This window comes from Nitratireductor sp. StC3 (assembly GCF_003015025.1).
Taxonomy (GTDB): Bacteria; Pseudomonadota; Alphaproteobacteria; order Rhizobiales; family Rhizobiaceae; genus Mangrovimarina; species Mangrovimarina alexandrii.
On the sequence record NZ_PYBP01000004.1, the window covers coordinates 169,000 to 183,553 of the forward strand.

At 63.5% G+C, this 14,554-nt stretch carries 22 protein-coding genes; 20 read left to right on the forward strand and 2 right to left on the reverse strand.

Going from position 1 to position 14,554, the window contains the following annotated elements; genetic code table 11:
• Positions 1-156 precede the first annotated feature (156 nt).
• The 20 genes from C7T96_RS24170 to C7T96_RS10385 all read left to right on the forward strand — a co-directional run bounded on the left by C7T96_RS24170 (position 157) and on the right by C7T96_RS10385 (position 10,113).
• Entirely contained in the window at positions 157-993 is an 837-nt protein-coding gene (locus C7T96_RS24170; RefSeq protein ID WP_106571140.1) for a pentapeptide repeat-containing protein, read from the forward strand.
• A gap of 17 nt (positions 994-1,010) precedes the next feature.
• Positions 1,011-1,478 (forward strand): hypothetical protein, encoded by a 468-nt coding sequence (locus tag C7T96_RS10310; RefSeq protein ID WP_106571141.1) that lies wholly within the window; start codon positions 1,011-1,013, stop codon positions 1,476-1,478.
• A complete protein-coding gene (locus tag C7T96_RS10315) occupies positions 1,478-1,858 on the forward strand; it encodes a hypothetical protein (RefSeq protein ID WP_106571142.1) in 381 nt (126 codons plus the stop codon). The genes C7T96_RS10310 and C7T96_RS10315 overlap by 1 nt, the downstream gene beginning before the upstream one ends.
• Position 1,859: 1 nt before the next feature.
• Positions 1,860-1,991, forward strand: coding sequence for a hypothetical protein (locus C7T96_RS24480; RefSeq protein ID WP_280951731.1), 132 nt, complete (start codon positions 1,860-1,862; stop codon positions 1,989-1,991).
• On the forward strand, positions 1,988-2,290 hold the full coding sequence (locus C7T96_RS10320) for a hypothetical protein (protein WP_146149166.1): 303 nt from the start codon (positions 1,988-1,990) through the stop codon (positions 2,288-2,290). Before C7T96_RS24480 ends, C7T96_RS10320 begins: the two co-directional genes overlap by 4 nt.
• Entirely contained in the window at positions 2,287-3,081 is a 795-nt protein-coding gene (locus tag C7T96_RS10325; RefSeq protein WP_106571144.1) for an ERF family protein, read from the forward strand. The genes C7T96_RS10320 and C7T96_RS10325 overlap by 4 nt, the downstream gene beginning before the upstream one ends.
• Positions 3,078-3,788 (forward strand): exonuclease domain-containing protein, encoded by a 711-nt coding sequence (locus C7T96_RS10330; protein WP_146149167.1) that lies wholly within the window; start codon positions 3,078-3,080, stop codon positions 3,786-3,788. Before C7T96_RS10325 ends, C7T96_RS10330 begins: the two co-directional genes overlap by 4 nt.
• Positions 3,785-4,450: a lambda exonuclease family protein gene (locus C7T96_RS10335; protein WP_106571146.1), complete on the forward strand. Its 666-nt coding sequence runs from the start codon at positions 3,785-3,787 to the stop codon at positions 4,448-4,450. Before C7T96_RS10330 ends, C7T96_RS10335 begins: the two co-directional genes overlap by 4 nt.
• An 82-nt stretch (positions 4,451-4,532) precedes the next feature.
• On the forward strand, positions 4,533-5,009 hold the full coding sequence (locus C7T96_RS10340) for a DUF1367 family protein (protein WP_106571147.1): 477 nt from the start codon (positions 4,533-4,535) through the stop codon (positions 5,007-5,009).
• Positions 5,006-5,272: a hypothetical protein gene (locus C7T96_RS10345; protein WP_106571148.1), complete on the forward strand. Its 267-nt coding sequence runs from the start codon at positions 5,006-5,008 to the stop codon at positions 5,270-5,272. Before C7T96_RS10340 ends, C7T96_RS10345 begins: the two co-directional genes overlap by 4 nt.
• The gene (locus tag C7T96_RS10350; protein WP_106571149.1) at positions 5,272-5,661 is read left to right on the forward strand and encodes a hypothetical protein; all 390 of its coding nucleotides are present in this window, start codon (positions 5,272-5,274) and stop codon (positions 5,659-5,661) included. The genes C7T96_RS10345 and C7T96_RS10350 overlap by 1 nt, the downstream gene beginning before the upstream one ends.
• Positions 5,658-5,972 (forward strand): hypothetical protein, encoded by a 315-nt coding sequence (locus C7T96_RS10355; RefSeq protein WP_106571150.1) that lies wholly within the window; start codon positions 5,658-5,660, stop codon positions 5,970-5,972. Before C7T96_RS10350 ends, C7T96_RS10355 begins: the two co-directional genes overlap by 4 nt.
• Positions 5,969-6,400 (forward strand): hypothetical protein, encoded by a 432-nt coding sequence (locus C7T96_RS10360; protein ID WP_106571151.1) that lies wholly within the window; start codon positions 5,969-5,971, stop codon positions 6,398-6,400. Before C7T96_RS10355 ends, C7T96_RS10360 begins: the two co-directional genes overlap by 4 nt.
• A complete protein-coding gene (locus C7T96_RS10365; RefSeq protein WP_106571152.1) occupies positions 6,397-6,648 on the forward strand; it encodes a hypothetical protein in 252 nt (83 codons plus the stop codon). The genes C7T96_RS10360 and C7T96_RS10365 overlap by 4 nt, the downstream gene beginning before the upstream one ends.
• A complete protein-coding gene (locus C7T96_RS10370) occupies positions 6,645-6,953 on the forward strand; it encodes a hypothetical protein (RefSeq protein ID WP_106571153.1) in 309 nt (102 codons plus the stop codon). The genes C7T96_RS10365 and C7T96_RS10370 overlap by 4 nt, the downstream gene beginning before the upstream one ends.
• Positions 6,950-7,243, forward strand: a complete 294-nt coding sequence (locus C7T96_RS10375; RefSeq protein ID WP_106571154.1) for a hypothetical protein — start codon at positions 6,950-6,952, stop codon at positions 7,241-7,243. Before C7T96_RS10370 ends, C7T96_RS10375 begins: the two co-directional genes overlap by 4 nt.
• A 293-nt stretch (positions 7,244-7,536) precedes the next feature.
• Positions 7,537-7,725: a hypothetical protein gene (locus tag C7T96_RS23855; protein ID WP_146149168.1), complete on the forward strand. Its 189-nt coding sequence runs from the start codon at positions 7,537-7,539 to the stop codon at positions 7,723-7,725.
• 196 nt (positions 7,726-7,921) lie between these two features.
• A complete protein-coding gene (locus C7T96_RS10380) occupies positions 7,922-9,019 on the forward strand; it encodes a tyrosine-type recombinase/integrase (RefSeq protein ID WP_106571155.1) in 1,098 nt (365 codons plus the stop codon).
• A 232-nt stretch (positions 9,020-9,251) separates the two neighbouring features.
• Complete coding sequence (locus tag C7T96_RS23860) at positions 9,252-9,563, forward strand: hypothetical protein (protein ID WP_146149169.1); 312 nt, start codon at positions 9,252-9,254, stop codon at positions 9,561-9,563.
• A 19-nt stretch (positions 9,564-9,582) separates the two neighbouring features.
• Positions 9,583-10,113 carry an HD domain-containing protein gene (locus C7T96_RS10385; RefSeq protein WP_106571156.1) on the forward strand — a complete coding sequence of 177 codons (531 nt, stop codon included), beginning with the start codon at positions 9,583-9,585 and terminating at the stop codon, positions 10,111-10,113.
• 213 nt (positions 10,114-10,326) lie between these two features.
• On the opposite strand, the gene C7T96_RS10390 is transcribed toward C7T96_RS10385, so the two are convergent.
• Together C7T96_RS10390 and C7T96_RS24350 are read right to left on the reverse strand one after the other, a co-directional pair.
• Positions 10,327-11,964 carry an AMP-binding protein gene (locus tag C7T96_RS10390; protein WP_245414132.1) on the reverse strand — a complete coding sequence of 546 codons (1,638 nt, stop codon included), beginning with the start codon at positions 11,962-11,964 and terminating at the stop codon, positions 10,327-10,329.
• Between the two features lie 145 nt (positions 11,965-12,109).
• Positions 12,110-14,554, reverse strand: coding sequence for an amidase (locus C7T96_RS24350; protein ID WP_106571158.1), 2,445 nt, complete (start codon positions 14,552-14,554; stop codon positions 12,110-12,112).

Sequence of the window (14,554 nt, forward strand, 5' to 3'; positions counted from 1 at the left end):
AAGATCAGCATTCTAGTCGCCACTTCGGCCCGCCTCGCGCGGGCTTTTTCGTGCCCACAACCTGCCAATAAGATTTTTCCTACATAATAGGCATAAACCTATTGACATCACGATAGGACTAATCCTATTTTCTCCCAACACCACGGGAGATCACCGATGCTCAAATTCGAAATCAAGAACCGCTGGACCGGCAACGTACAGGTCACGGCGGAAATCGAGTGCGACGAGAGCGCACCGTATTCGGTCAAGCTCGGCCTCGCCGTCAAATGGGCTGTGAAGGCGCGTGCCGATCTCGCGGGTGCCAATCTCGCGGATGCCAATCTCGCGCGTGCCGATCTCGCGGGTGCCAATCTCGTGGGTGCCGATCTCGCGGGTGCCTATCTCGCGGGTGCCTATCTCGCGGGTGCCAATCTCGCGGATGCCAATCTCGCGGATGCCGATCTCGCGGGTGCCAATCTCGCGGGTGCCTATCTCGCGGGTGCCAATCTCGCGGATGCCAATCTCGCGGATGCCGATCTCGCGCGTGCCGATCTCGCGGGTGCCAATCTCGTGGGTGCCGATCTCGCGGGTGCCTATCTCGCGGGTGCCGATCTCGCGGGTGCCAATCTCGTGGGTGCCGATCTCGCGGGTGCCTATCTCGCGGGTGCCTATCTCGCGGGTGCCAATCTCGCGGATGCCAATCTCGCGGATGCCGATCTCGCGCGTGCCTATCTCGCGGGTGCCAATCGGATAAACGACCGCATCATTGATGGCGGTCTACGGTCGGACGGCTACCGCTTTCTTTTGACCCGCACCGAGCCGGGTGAATTTCGCGTCAAGGCCGGGTGCCGGAATTTCACGGTCAAGGAAGCGAAGGCACATTGGGACGATACCCGACCCAAGGGTGAGCCGCTCGGCGACGAAACCCGCCTGATCATCAAGCACATGCTGGCCGTTGCGAAGCTGCGCGGGTGGAAGCCGCTCAGTGAAGCTGCCGCGCAAGCCGCTGCCTGATCGAGGGGAGATCACCGATGTCCGCATACGCCACCACATTCTCCGACCTGACCGCCACGCTGGCCGGGTGCGCGTCTCCGATCACGGTTGTTCGCGACGGGCAGTTCGAGCGCGCCATCTGCGACGGCGAGCGCATCGGCTGGTTTGTCGAGAGCAACGCCTATCCCGGCGAGTGGAAATGGAGCGCCTGCGGCACCAGCGGCTACGAGACGAGCCGCGCGGCCTGCATCAAGGCCATTGAAAAGCTGGCGCCGGAATGGCGCGCCCATCGCGCTTCCGATGAAGCTTACCGCGCCGAGATCGACGCCATGGGCGAACCGCTGCGCAGCCTCGCCATCGAACGCGACAGGGCAGCGCTCCGGCTTGAGATCGAGCGCGCCCGCACCGTGCGCCGGCCCGACGATCTTCTGGCAGCCGAGGAAGCCTATCGCAATGCCGTGATGGCGTTTGATTCGGCGGAACGGGCGAAAGCGGAGGCGGCGTGATGAGCACCGCCACAGAAGCCGCACTGCAGAAGAGCATCGACGCGCTGATGTCTTTGGCGGGTTTCGGACCTGAGATCAAAAAGCTGATCGGCGAAGAAGGCTGGTTGCAGCTTGCCTATGCGGTTCAAGCCTCGCGCGCCGCTCTTGAGGCGATGAAAGAGGACCACGCGTCTGAGATGCTGAAAGCATTGGTGGAGGCGCGCCGGTTCGTCGCTGACGAACTTCGATCCACTCTCGAATGCTGCTGCGTTCTCGAAAAGGGAACGCTCGAACCCATCAGGGCAACCATTGATCCACGTGACGCCCGTCACGTGGAGGAAATCGAAGCCGCATTGGCGCGCATCGACGCCGCCATTTCCAAAGCCACAGGAGGCGCGTGACATGGACAATTTCCTCTGGTCCCTCGCCGCCGAACCGGAAGAATCGGAGCCATTCCGCAACGTCCTCGCCATGCTCGCCATCATGGCGCTGGTGATTGGATCGGGGATGGTGCTTACGGGAGTGTTCGGATGAGCGCGCCCTTTGGCTACACCGGCCGATCCGGAATCCGCTCCATAGCACCGATGAACGCGAAGCCGTTCCGGTTTTTCTCCGAACAGGTCGACGAGTGCTTGGCGATCCCCGGCGCTGCCGGTCTGGACGCGCTTCGCGACCTGATCGTGGAGGCTCAGTCCGACAAGGAAGCCGGCTACGGCCCGCCGCAGGACGACATCAACCGCGCCCGCCGCCGATGGCTGGATCGCTACGACGCGATCTACGTCCGCGCGGGCAACGACAACACCGACCAGATGAGGAAGGCAGGCCACCGATGAACACCGCAGTCGATATCCGCAAGGAAGACAGTACCATCCAGCGCTATGACGACGACCAGCGCGCGGACCCCTTTGTGCAGATGATCGAGCGCGTCGTGCTGGACCCGAATGCGTCCGTCGACAAGTTGGAACGCATGCTGGCGCTGCGCAACGAGGAAGTCGAGAACAACCGCCGGCGAGATCGCGAAGATGCCGAGATCGCGGCGAAGCGCGCCTATTTCGCGGCTATGTCGAAGTGCCAGGCCGAATTGCCGGTCGTCACCAAGAACCGCAACAACACGCACACCAAGTCGACCTACGCCGATCTGGCGGCAATCGAAGAGCAGGCCATGCCGATCATCCATCGGTACGGTTTCGCGGTTTCGTTCCAGCCCGACGGCTACAACGACAAGGGCGAACTGCGCATCTTGTGGGAAATCTCTCACGAGGAAGGCCACGTTCGCAACGGCGTCGGCGAAATCCCGCTGGACGGCGCCGGCTCGCAGGGCAGGGTCAACAAGACCGGCACGCAAGCGTTCGGCAGCACCGCCACCTATGGCCGGCGCTACCTGCTCTGCATGCTGTTCAATATCTCGACCGGAGACGACAGGGACGGGAACCGCGTCCCGGACGATGGGCCGATCAGCGACGAGCAGGCCGCGACGATCCGGTCCATCATCGAGGAAGTCGAGGCCGACGCGGCCAAGTTCTGCGAGGTCTACCAGATCGACGCGGTTCCCCATCTCCCCGCTCGGCTGTTCGATGATGCGGTCCAGAACCTTCGCGCATACGGCCGGAGGAACGGCAAGTGACCACTATTCGTATCATCGACATGGAAACCACCGGCATGGACGCCTCGTCCAAGGTGATCGAACTCGGGTGGTGCGACTACGACGTCGAGACGAGACAGATCAGCGATCCCGTCTCCGAGCTTTTCCATGTCGATTCCATCCCGCCCGAAAGCCGCGCCATTCACCATATCGGCATGGCGGACATCCCGGCGACCGCGCAGCCCTTCGACGCGTTCGCCAACGTCTTTGCGCCCGCCGACACGATGGCGATCACCTTTTTCGCCGCTCACAATTCGGCATTCGAGTGCCAGTTTCTCAGCGATCTTGAGCATCGCCGGGTGATCTGCACCTACAAGGCCGCGCTCCACGTCTGGCCGGACGCGCCATCACATTCCAATGGCGCGCTTCGATATTGGTTGGAGGATGCGGGCAAGATTTCGGTTGACCCGGCCAAGGCATACCCGACGCACCGGGCTGGTCCCGACGCCTATATCACCGCCCATCTACTGCGCGCGCTGTTCGAGGCGGGCGCCACCGGCAAGGAAATGGTCGCATGGACCAGCGATCCTGCCGTCCTTCCGCGATGCCCCATCGGCACGCCGTGGCGCGGCATGAAATGGTCCGAAGTCGATGCCGGTTTTCTCGGATGGATGGTCAACAAGGCCGAAATGGACCCGGACCACAAATGGAACGCTCAGCGAGAGCTCGACCGGAGACGCGGATCATGATGGAGATTTTCGATTTCGATCAGGGCACGCCCGAGTGGTTCGAATGCCGCGCCGGCATCCCCACGGCCAGCATGTTTGCCACCGTGATGGCGTCCGGTCGCGGCGGCGGCGAGAGCAAGACACGCGCCAAGTACATGCGTCAGGTCGCCGGCGAGATCATCACCGGCAGGCCGATGGAGACTTACTCCAACCCTCACATGGATCGCGGTCATGAAATGGAGCCGGAGGCGCGCAAGCGCTACGCCTTCCTGACCGACGCCGAGATCAAGCAGGTCGGGTTCATCCGCAACGGCCAGAAAGGGTGCTCGCCGGATTCTCTCGTCGGTGGCAGTGGGATGCTTGAGATCAAGTCCAAGCTGCCGGACCTGCTTATCGAATGCATCGAGCGCGACGGCTTCCCGCCCGAGCACAAGGCCCAATGCCAGGGCGGGTTGTGGGTCACTGAACGCGAATGGATCGATATCGTCGTCTACTGGCCGGGCATGCCGATCTTCATCAAGCGTGCCTATCGCGACGAGGCGTATATCGCGGAAATGTCCCGCGCCGTTTCGAGGTTCAACGAGGAACTGGCCGAACTGGTCGAGCGCATCCGCGCCTACGAGCCAGAGCCCGCACCACGGGAAGAACTGCCCGAAATCGTCGCGAACATGATGGCCGGCTAACCCCTCCCAAGCCGCCCACCTGCCCCGGTTCGCGCCTGTGTGCCGAGTAGCGCGACCGGGGATTTTCGAAAGGGAAAGACCGATGGCTAAGGCCGTTTTTCAGAAGGTCATGACGGGCGTAGGGCCGGCACTGGTCCCGACCGATGATGACGGCCGCGACATTCTCGCGGCATGGAAGTCCGACCGCCAATGCCTGCTGGATATCCATACGCCACGCAATCCGCGCCACCACAGGATGATCTTCCTGCTGATGAAGCGGTGCATCGACGGCGGGGCGTGGGAGGCCGGCACCGATTCCCTGCTCGACTGGATCAAATTCGCCACCGGCCATGTGCGAACCGCCGTCGATCACAACGGCAGGGCTCACTACGCGCCGGCATCGATCGCCTTCGCCAGCATGGACCAGTCCAGTTTCGTCCAGTTCTTCGACCGGGCCGTTCATGCGGTCTGTTCGAGGCTCCTTGGCGATGACGATTGGGAGAAGGTCCGCGACGAAATCATTGAGATCGTGGACGGCCGCTACATCGCACAAGCCAATCACCTGCGGAGGGTCAAATGACGCTCAAGGATATCCGCCGCTGGTTGCGGCCCTTTCTCCATTGGAGATCGAAGAAGGCGCGGGCCAGAGCGCCGAAGCCTCGCGACGTACTTGCCGCCGGCATTCCAGAATTTGCCGCGGCGTCGAAGCAGGAGGCCGAAGCTCTGTCACGCGGCTGGACGCAAGGCGTGTCCCGAGCCCGTGCGGAGATGCAGCGCGCCGTGCTGGTCGATCTGGCGAGAGGCAAGCCCCGTGTGCGGGTGAAAGCCCGGAGGGCGGCGTAATGGCCTCCCGCGTCGCCCGTCCTGTCACGGCTTTCTCCGAGGATCCTTCGACCAAGGATCAAAAACGCATCGTCGACGAGCGGCACTTGTCGTTCATCCGGTCCCTGCCGTCGATCATATCCGGGGCCGGCCCGTGCGAGGCGTGCCACGTTCGGTACGGCGATCCGGTCTACCGAAAAAAGGCGACTGGCAAAGCGCAAAAGCCGGATGACGCATGGACGGTCCCGATGACGCCCGAAGAACACCGCGCACAACACGCCATGAGCGAAGTGCAGTTCTGGAACATGCACCGCATCGATCCGCTGGCCGCGGCTCGCGACCTCTACGCGCATACCGGAGATCGAGAGGCTGCGGTTCGGATTATTGCGAACGCGAGGAAGGCACGATGACGAACGAGCATCAAAAGGAAGACGGCCGCACACCCGATCTGGTGGAACGGCTGCGCACCGTAACAGCGATGATCAATATGGGCGAGAAAGTTTCCCTGATCTACGAAGTCGGGCTGATTGAGACCGCCGCCACCGAGATTGAGCGCCTTCGCGCCAAGCTGGCGGAGGCCGAGAAGGATATGGCAGGGGTCTACGTTTGGCTTCGTGAGCCAGATTGGAGCGAGGAATTCTCGTTGAGCGACTGGTTGAGGCGTAAGCCGTCACCTGCCTCGTTCCGCGCCGCTGCTGAATGGGTGGAGAAAAACCGATGAACAGAGATCGGCTGTTAGCCATGTTGCACAAGGCACGCGACGAAATGATCGAGAAGGACATCAACGGTTGGCCCAACGCCGTTATGGCCGCAATCGAAGCCCTCTCTACCCCCAAGGCAGAGGCGGTGACAATTAATGCATTCTTCGAGACGACTGACGAACATGTGACCGGAACATGTCATGTGGCTGTCAAGCGCGTGAAGGTCTCTGACGACGGGACCGAAATAGACGTAGCTCTGGACTATTGGCCCACCTACCCCGCCCCCGCCCTCACCGACGAGGCGGTGGAGCGGGCCAAGCGCGCGATCACCGCACTGCGTAAACCAGACGCATCTCTTTCCCGCGTCCCTAACACCGTGCGTCAGTCAATCGCGGAAGTGATTGAGGGCCTCCTCGCCGCCTTTCCTAGTAGGGGAGAGACGGAATGAGCGACACGGAACTCCTAAAAAGCTCAAAGGCAATCGTCTCACACCGGCAGGTACATGGCGAGATGGGCGGGGCGACTGTCTGGTGCGTCGTCCTGGCCGATGGATTCATCGTCGACTGTGGCTCCGATGGACTAGCCCTCGGACGCGCCACGCTTCTCGCCGAGTCTGTCAATAAATTCGGCCCCGATCAGTTCAAGGAGGTCGGCATGAGATGTGCCCACCTGAACGCCCTGGAGAAAAAGCCATGAACACAACACGTATCTCCACCGCCGTTCGTGAGATCGAACGAAACACCGCTGCCCTGAAATGGCTGGAAGAATACGGACCCGGACTTCGCGGGTTAGACAAGAGCAGCATCGGGATCAGCGTCAGGCCGCTTTTCGCGAGAAGCTCCGTCGGCTCGGAGGAAGCAGCGGAGGTTCTAGAAGCTTGTGCGCGTCTCGGTATCATGGAGTTGGTCGAAAGGGCTATTGAGAACTGCCGCAACACAATTGAGATTCACCGCCAAGCCATCATTGACGAGGCTGGCCGCGCATTGGAGGACAGATCGTGAGCGCGAGAGACATCATCAAGCAGGCGTTCGAAACCGAGTTCGATGACACGTACAGGGGCGATTCGTTCGCTGACAAATGCGTGACCATCCTGCATGAAGAAGGCTTCACGGTCCTCGCGCCCGGAGAACTCGACGGTGTGTCGATGGAAGCCGCCGCAAGGGTCGCCGACAAACGCGCGGCCATGGCCGGGACCGTATCGCATGAAGCTGCACGCGCACTGCTGGTGGCGCTCCCAGACGCCATCCGCGCCCTGAAAGCCTCGCCGACTGAAACGGATGGGAGCGAGTAGATGACAATGAGATACCTGCTTCCGTGCGAGACCTGCTCTGGCAGAGCCGAACTAGACTACGGCGCTGATGAATTTTTCGCGGTCTGCACCCGGTGCGGGCTGCGAACCAGTGCACACGACACCATCGCCGACGCCGTTTCACAGTGGAATTGGCGCCCGGGCCATGAAGCGGCGGGTAGCGGCGGTGGATCGGTCAGGCCTGCGCGTCCGGATGACCAAGAGCCGCTGGGTGCGGATTTCGAGGCCGTCTGGGACGCAAACACCGATAACCTATACGAATCTTGAGGCCCGGAATGAGCAAGATCATCATCGACTGCCCCGTGACCGGCAAGCCCGTTTCGACCGGGTGGGTGATGGACCGATCCTCTTTTAAAACGGCACAACTTGACGGCGGTGGATTCGGCCCCTGCCCCGAGTGTGGTCGAATGCACGGATGGAGCAGGAAAGATGCGCGGCTCGAAACGGATGGGGGCGAGGGGTGACGAAGGCCGCGCGCGATATCGTGGATATCGGGGATGACGAGCCTGTCACGCTTGCCGAGGCGTGCCGTCTGTTCTTTGGTGGCCGGCTGTCGCCCTCAGCGTTGCGCACCGAGGCGGCAAGGGGCAATCTCGATATCATGCAGATCGCCAGGAAGGACTTCGTCACAAGGCGCGCGATCGAGGAGATGAAACAGCGATGCCTCAGAAGCGCAAGCCACCCCGCCTCTGGCTCCGTCCCGACACCAAGTTGTGGGTCATCAAGGACGGGAAACGCCGTGTCGGGACAGGATGCGGTGAGGCGGATGTTGAGGAAGCGGAACGAAAGCTCGCAGACTACATCGCCGACAAATGGCAACCACCGAGCAGCGGTCGTGCCGCTGAAATCACGGTAGGCGACGTTCTCGCAGTCTATCTGATCGACAAGGCCGACGGCACGGCTCGCCCGAAGGAAACCGAGCAAGCCGTCGCTAGGCTCAACGAGTTCTTTGGCGGCGAACCGCTGCTCTTCATCAAGGGGAAGACCTGCCGAAACTACGCCGCGCATCGCAAGACAGCATCGGGTGCCAGGCGGGATCTGGAAACGCTGCGCGCCGCGATCCAGTATTACCACAAGGAACACGGGCTGGACCTCCTGCCGGCGATCACGCTGCCGGATAAGAGCCAGCCGCGGGAGCGATATCTGACACGCTCGGAAGCCGCGGCGCTGTTGTGGGCATGCATGGGGTGGGAGAGGGTCGGGAGCGGCGCGAACGCGTTCTGGAAACGCCGACCATACCATCGCGGCCGGCATCTCGCGCGCCTCGTACTGATCGGTCTCTACACAGGGACAAGACCCGGCGCCATCAAGAACCTGCAATGGATGAGAAACACGTCGGGCGGGTGGGCCGACGTCGATAGGGGTGTGATCTTCCGCCGCGCAGAGGGCGAGCGTGTGGCCCACAACAAGCGCAAGCCTCCTGTGAAGATCGCGCGAAAGCTGCTCGGTCACATGAAGCGGTGGAAGCGCCTGGACGGATGGAAGGACGGCAAGACCGGTCTGCGCAATGTGGTTCATTACTATGGGAAGCCGCTCACGAAGGAGAACAAGGCATTCCGGGCAGCCATAGCCGCCGCCGGCCTATCATCGGACGTGACGCCTCACATCCTTCGGCACACGCGTGGGACGTGGTTGGCCCAGAAGAACGTGCCTTCGAACGAAGCCGCTGCCTCGCTCGGCTTGACGGTCGATGAGTACGAGCGCACCTATCTGCACAACGATCCCGACTTCCAGAAGGCGGCGGCCGACGCATACTGAGAACATCGATCCAGACCGGACCGTTTCCGGACCGTTTCGCGGAACATGGGATGAACGAAGCGCGATCGGCCTCGATCTATTTCGTTGAATTCGTTGAGTTTTTGCGAAGCCTACACCGTTCGGGACGAGGGGGTCGCAGGTTCAAATCCTGCCACTCCGACCAGACGGCGCACAAGAAACGCGCACAGCCCCCCTGAATCCCATCCTTCCAGCAGCGTTCTGCCCTCCACAGATGGAGACAGACGATGCGCACTATTTCGTCAAAGGAGACAGCCGGGGCACTCTTGTCGCCGCCGTAGATGATGCCAAGCACCGCGCCGCTGCTGTGTTTGGCAACACGGGAAAAACACTGATCGATATGATTTCTCGCCAGGATTGGGATTGGTGGGACGCCAGCGGTGAAAAACCCAACGTCGATGGCCGATCAGGATTAACCGCAGCCCCCCTCGCCCCTGTCGAAGGCGCCTCTTGGAGCTCGACCGGCCGGTGCAAGACGGGGAAGATCGTGCAATGTCCCAAATGCAGGGCGATTGCAGCGTTTTAGCCGGTGAAAGACATGGACCATGTATGAGAAAGCGCTTGTGTTTGCGACCACGGCCCATGCGGCGGTTGGACAGCAACGAAAATATACCGGGGAGCCTTACATCGTCCATCCGATAGCGGTAGCCGAAATCGTAAAATCGGTGCCGCATACGCCCGAAATGATCGCAGCCGCCCTGTTGCATGATGTCGTCGAGGACACCCTTGTCACAATCGAAGAAATCGAGGCCCAGTTTGGCGCGAAGGTTGCCGAGCTTGTCGGTTGGCTGAGCGATGTTTCGAAGCCGGAGGACGGCAATCGTGCAACGCGCAAGGCGATGGACCGCGACCACATCGCCAAGGCTCCACCAGAAGCCAAGACGATCAAGCTCGCAGACCTGATCGACAACACGGCATCGATCAAGGCGCGCGATCCCGATTTCTGGAGGGTCTACAGGCGCGAAAAGACCGCGCTGTTGAATGTGCTTCAAGAAGGCGACAAGAGCCTTTTGGAGCGTGCCGCCTTCCAGTTGGAGGACAATGACGATCCACACGCTCGTCACTCGGATGGATAGAGCGGCGGAGTCCCAGTCCGCAGGCCGCGGGTTCAAGTCATTCTACCCCCGCCATTATCTGACCTCGCGCTGTCGCCCTCCGGGCTTCGCTCCAGTCGGGGCCTCGCATCAGCTCGGACGGCCCTTGGCCTTGCGAACCCTGTAGGTTCGAAATGTCTCCCCAATCGCCGCTACTCCGACCGGATTTCCAAAAAATATCAATGAATTGATCGATCATTCCAACCCCAGTTCCTCGACCATCGCCTTGCGCATGAGGAATTTCTGCGGTTTGCCGGTCACCGTCATCGGCAGTTCGGGCTTGAAGCGCACATATTTGGGGATCTTGTAGTGGGCGATCTGGCCGCGGCAATGGTCGCGGATCTCGCCCTCGCTGGCCTGCTCGCCCGGCTGCAGCACGATCCAGGCGGCCAGTTCCTCGCCATAGGTCGGGTCCGGCACGCCGAACACCTGCACCTCGGCCACCTTGGGATGGCGGTACAAGAATTCCTCGATCTCGCGCGGATAGAGGTTTTCGCCGCCGCGGATCACCATGTCCTTGACCCGGCCGACGATGCGGCAATAGCCGCGTTCGTCGAGCGCGGCGAGATCGCCGGTATGCATCCAGCCGCCCGGATCGACCGCCTCGCGGGTGCGCGCCTCGTCGTTCCAGTACCCGCGCATCACCGAATAGCCGCGCGTGCACAATTCGCCCTGCGCGCCGACGGCCACCGTGCGGCCGTCCTCGTCGACGATCTTGACCTCGACATGCGGGTGGATGCGGCCGACCGTCGACACGCGGTCGTCGAGCGCGTCGTCGGGGCCGCTCTGGAAGGAGATCGGGCTGGTTTCCGTCATGCCGTAGCCGATCGTCACCTCGGGCATGTGCATGTCCTTGACCACGCGGCGCATGACTTCGATCGGACAGGGCGCGCCGGCCATCATGCCGGTGCGCAGGCTCGAATAGTCGCGACTGGAGAATTCGGGATGGTCGAGCATGGCAACGAACATGGTCGGCACGCCGTAGACGGCCGTGCAGCGCTCGGCCACGATCGCGTCCAGCGTGGCGCCGGCCTCGAAGGCCTCGCCGGCAAACACCATCGCCGCGCCCGCCGTCACGCAGCCGAGCGTGCCCAGCACCATGCCGAAACAATGATAGAGCGGCACGGGAATGCACAGCCGGTCGGCCTCGCCGAACCCCATCGCGCGCACGGTGAAGGCGGCGTTGTTGACGATGTTGTAATGCGTCAGCGTCGCGCCCTTCGGCGCGCCGGTGGTGCCGCTGGTGAACTGGATGTTGATCGGATCGTCGGGATCGAGCGCGCGGCTGATCGCGTCGAGGCGCATCATCTGCGCCGGCCCGGCGAGGGTCGGCACCGCGTCGAAGTTGAACATGCCGGGCGATTTCTCCGCACCCATGCGAATGACGATCTTCAGCGCCGGCAGCTTTGCCGCGGCGAGCCGGCCCGGCGCGCATGTGTCGATTTCCGGGGCCAGCGTGCGGATCATGCCGAGATAGTCTGACGATTTGAACGCGGCGGCGGTGACCAGCGCCTTGCAGCCGACCTTGTTGAGCGCGTATTCGAGCTCGGAGAGCCGGTAGGCGGGGTTGATGTTGACCATCACCAGCCCGATCCTGGCGGTGGCGAACTGGGTGATCAGCCATTCCGGCCGGTTGGGCGACCAGATGCCGATGCGGTCGCCGCGCTCCAGCCCGAGGCTGAGCAGGCCGGCGGCGAACGCGTCCACCGCCCGGTCGAGGTCGTAATAGGTGTAGCGCTTGTCGAACTGGCGAAACACCGCCGCCTCGCGCGGTCCGAACCGCGACACCGTGTCGGCGAACATCGCCGGAATGGTGACATGGCGCAGCGGCATGGTGCGTTCGCCCGAAACGTAGGACTTGCCGTCGCGCGGCGCGATCTGCGCCGGCGCCGGTTCGGTGGCGTCGTTGGCGTCCCACAGGCTTTGCGAAAGCCTGCCGGCCAGGGATTCCGACAAGATCGTCATCGCACGCTCCCCTTCACATGGCACGCCAGTCGCCGAGGCTTTCGAAGGCGGACGCCGCCCGGTAGATCGTGCTTTCGCCGTAATTGCGGGCGACCAGCATCATGCCGACCGGTAGCCCCTCGCTCATCGCGCACGGCACGTTCATGGCCGGATAGCCGGAGGCGTTGAAAGGCGCGGTGTTGCCGACCATCTCGAAGGCGCGCTGCACGTAGAGATCCAGCGGCGCGTCGGCGGGCGGGATCGGCTGCGCCTTCATCGGCAGGGTCGGCATCAGCACCAGGTCGTATTTGGCGAACACGGCGTCGTAGCGCATCGCCAGCCGGCGCATCAGGTTCTGCGCCTTGCCGTAGAAGCGGCCGCGATAGCGCGTCTGGAAATATTCGCCGAGGAACATGCAGATCTTGAGGCTCGCCGACAGCTCGTCGGCGCGGCCGCGCCAACTGGCGAAATGGTCGACCATGGACGGCAGGAACAGGCCGCGATAATTGGTGCCGGCGCAGTTGCCGTGCATCATGAAATCCTGCAGCCCCTCGACGGTGATCGCCGTCCAGTAGTCGGGCGCGGCCAGATGCTCGGGCACGGAGATCTCCTCGACCTCGGCGCCCAGCCCCTTGAAGGCGTCGGCCGCCGCCCTGACCTTCAGGTCGACGTCGGGCTCGCTTTCGGGCCGCGCGAACCCTTCCGCCAGGACACCGATGCGCAAGCCCCGGCAACCGCGCCCGACCGCGTCCGTGTAACGCTCGACCGTGGGTTTGTACTGGCGTGGATCGAGCCCGTCCTCGCCGGCCAGCACCTCCAGCAGCAGCGCGTTGTCGGCGACGTTGGCGGTCACCGGGCCGACATGGTCGATGGTCTGCTCCACCCCCATCACACCCGAATAGGGCACCAGGCCGTGCGTCGGCTTCATGCCGTAAGTGCCGCAATTGCTCGACGGGATGCGGATCGAGCCGCCCTGATCGCCGGCGATCGCCATGTCGACCTCGCCGGTGGCGACCAGCACCGCCGAGCCGCTCGAGGAGCCGCCGGCCATGTAGCCGTGCTTGTAGGGATTGTGCACCGGGCCGGTGGCGCTGGTGTGGCTGCCGCCCGACAGGCACAGATTTTCGCAGGTCGACTTGCCGACGATGATCGCGCCGGCGTCGAGCATGCGCGTGACGATGGTGGCGTCGATCTCCGGTACGTAGCCCTCCATGACCGCCGAGCCGTTCATCATCGGAACGCCCGCCACGCACACCGTGTCCTTGACCACGATGCGCTTGCCGGCCAGCGGGCCGGTCGGCGCGCCGCGGATCTCGGTCTTGTAGTACCAGGCGTTGAGGGGATTGTCGGCCGGGTCGGGGCGGTGGCCGGGCGCGCGCGGATAGTTCACCTGCGGCAGGAAGTCGGGCGTGGCGCTCAGCCGGTCATAGCCTTGCAGATAGGGCTCCATGACGGCGAGATAGCGGGCGAGCTCGTCGTCGGCCATCGAGAAGCCGAGCGTGTCGCGCATGGCGCGCATCTGGTCGAGGCTGGGTCGTTTCACGGTCATGGCTTGTGCTTTCGCCGGGTCCCTCGCCGGGACGGGGTTGGGGATGGACAATGCGGGCGCACGGGTACCGCCCGGCACCCGCGGCAGGGCCGGGGCCGGCACGGCGTGGCGCAGCGGCGCGTCGAAAACGCGCGCGGCAGCCGCCGCCGGCGGGCCCGCCGCGTCGACCGCCCCGGCCGGGGCGCTGCCTGGGCGGGTGCGGCGCGCGGCGCCAAAACCCAGAAACGCTTCCACCTGGCGCGGATCGGCGAGGGCTTGGGCGTCGATCTCGGCCTTGATGGCGCCGCGTTCCAGCACCAGCACGCGGTCGGACAGGGCGGAGATGAAATCGAAATTCTGCTCGACCAGGAGGATGGTCAGGCCCCGTTCGGCGCGCAGCCTGGCCAGCGTCTCCTCGATCTCCTCGATGATCGAGGGCTGAATGCCTTCCGTCGGCTCGTCGAGCAGGACAAGCCAGGGATCGGCGATCAGGCAGCGGGCCAGCGCCAGCAATTGCTGCTCGCCTCCCGACAGCGAGCCGCCCGGCCTGTCGAGCAGGCGCTCGATGCGCGGAAAGTCGCGCAGCACCCCGGCAAGCGCGTCGGGCTCGCCCGCCTCGCCATCGTCGCGCCAGGCCAGCCGGAGATTGTCGCGCACGCTGAGTTGGGGAAAGATCCCCCGGCCCTGCGGCACGTAGCCCAGGCCGAGCCGGGCGCGTTCGTGCGGCGATAGGGTCGTGATATCCGTCCCGGCCAGGCTGACCGAACCGCCGGTGGCCGGCAAGAACCCCATCACCGCCTTCAAAAGCGTCGATTTGCCCATGCCGTTATGGCCGAGAATGCCGACGATCTCGCCCTCGCCGACCGCAAGGTCGATGCCGTGCAGGACGGGAATGCGGCCGTAGCCGGCGGCCAGCGCCCTGACCGAGAGAGCGTCGGAAGCGTTCGCCAT

Bases quoted from the DNA above. Each gene is read 5' to 3' on its own strand.
- C7T96_RS24170 (WP_106571140.1), top strand. From the start codon at position 157: ATGCTCAAATTCGAAATCAAGAACCGCTGGACCGGCAACGTACAGGTC.
- C7T96_RS10310 (WP_106571141.1), top strand. From the start codon at position 1,011: ATGTCCGCATACGCCACCACATTCTCCGACCTGACCGCCACGCTGGCC.
- C7T96_RS10315 (WP_106571142.1), top strand. From the start codon at position 1,478: ATGAGCACCGCCACAGAAGCCGCACTGCAGAAGAGCATCGACGCGCTG.
- C7T96_RS24480 (WP_280951731.1), top strand. From the start codon at position 1,860: ATGGACAATTTCCTCTGGTCCCTCGCCGCCGAACCGGAAGAATCGGAG.
- C7T96_RS10320 (WP_146149166.1), top strand. From the start codon at position 1,988: ATGAGCGCGCCCTTTGGCTACACCGGCCGATCCGGAATCCGCTCCATA.
- C7T96_RS10325 (WP_106571144.1), top strand. From the start codon at position 2,287: ATGAACACCGCAGTCGATATCCGCAAGGAAGACAGTACCATCCAGCGC.
- C7T96_RS10335 (WP_106571146.1), top strand. From the start codon at position 3,785: ATGATGGAGATTTTCGATTTCGATCAGGGCACGCCCGAGTGGTTCGAA.
- C7T96_RS10340 (WP_106571147.1), top strand. From the start codon at position 4,533: ATGGCTAAGGCCGTTTTTCAGAAGGTCATGACGGGCGTAGGGCCGGCA.
- C7T96_RS10345 (WP_106571148.1), top strand. From the start codon at position 5,006: ATGACGCTCAAGGATATCCGCCGCTGGTTGCGGCCCTTTCTCCATTGG.
- C7T96_RS10350 (WP_106571149.1), top strand. From the start codon at position 5,272: ATGGCCTCCCGCGTCGCCCGTCCTGTCACGGCTTTCTCCGAGGATCCT.
- C7T96_RS10355 (WP_106571150.1), top strand. From the start codon at position 5,658: ATGACGAACGAGCATCAAAAGGAAGACGGCCGCACACCCGATCTGGTG.
- C7T96_RS10360 (WP_106571151.1), top strand. From the start codon at position 5,969: ATGAACAGAGATCGGCTGTTAGCCATGTTGCACAAGGCACGCGACGAA.
- C7T96_RS10365 (WP_106571152.1), top strand. From the start codon at position 6,397: ATGAGCGACACGGAACTCCTAAAAAGCTCAAAGGCAATCGTCTCACAC.
- C7T96_RS10370 (WP_106571153.1), top strand. From the start codon at position 6,645: ATGAACACAACACGTATCTCCACCGCCGTTCGTGAGATCGAACGAAAC.
- C7T96_RS23855 (WP_146149168.1), top strand. From the start codon at position 7,537: ATGAGCAAGATCATCATCGACTGCCCCGTGACCGGCAAGCCCGTTTCG.
- C7T96_RS10380 (WP_106571155.1), top strand. From the start codon at position 7,922: ATGCCTCAGAAGCGCAAGCCACCCCGCCTCTGGCTCCGTCCCGACACC.
- C7T96_RS23860 (WP_146149169.1), top strand. From the start codon at position 9,252: ATGGAGACAGACGATGCGCACTATTTCGTCAAAGGAGACAGCCGGGGC.
- C7T96_RS10385 (WP_106571156.1), top strand. From the start codon at position 9,583: ATGTATGAGAAAGCGCTTGTGTTTGCGACCACGGCCCATGCGGCGGTT.
- C7T96_RS10390 (WP_245414132.1), bottom strand. From the start codon at position 11,964: ATGCCGCTGCGCCATGTCACCATTCCGGCGATGTTCGCCGACACGGTG.
- C7T96_RS24350 (WP_106571158.1), bottom strand. From the start codon at position 14,554: ATGGCGAACGCTTCCGACGCTCTCTCGGTCAGGGCGCTGGCCGCCGGC.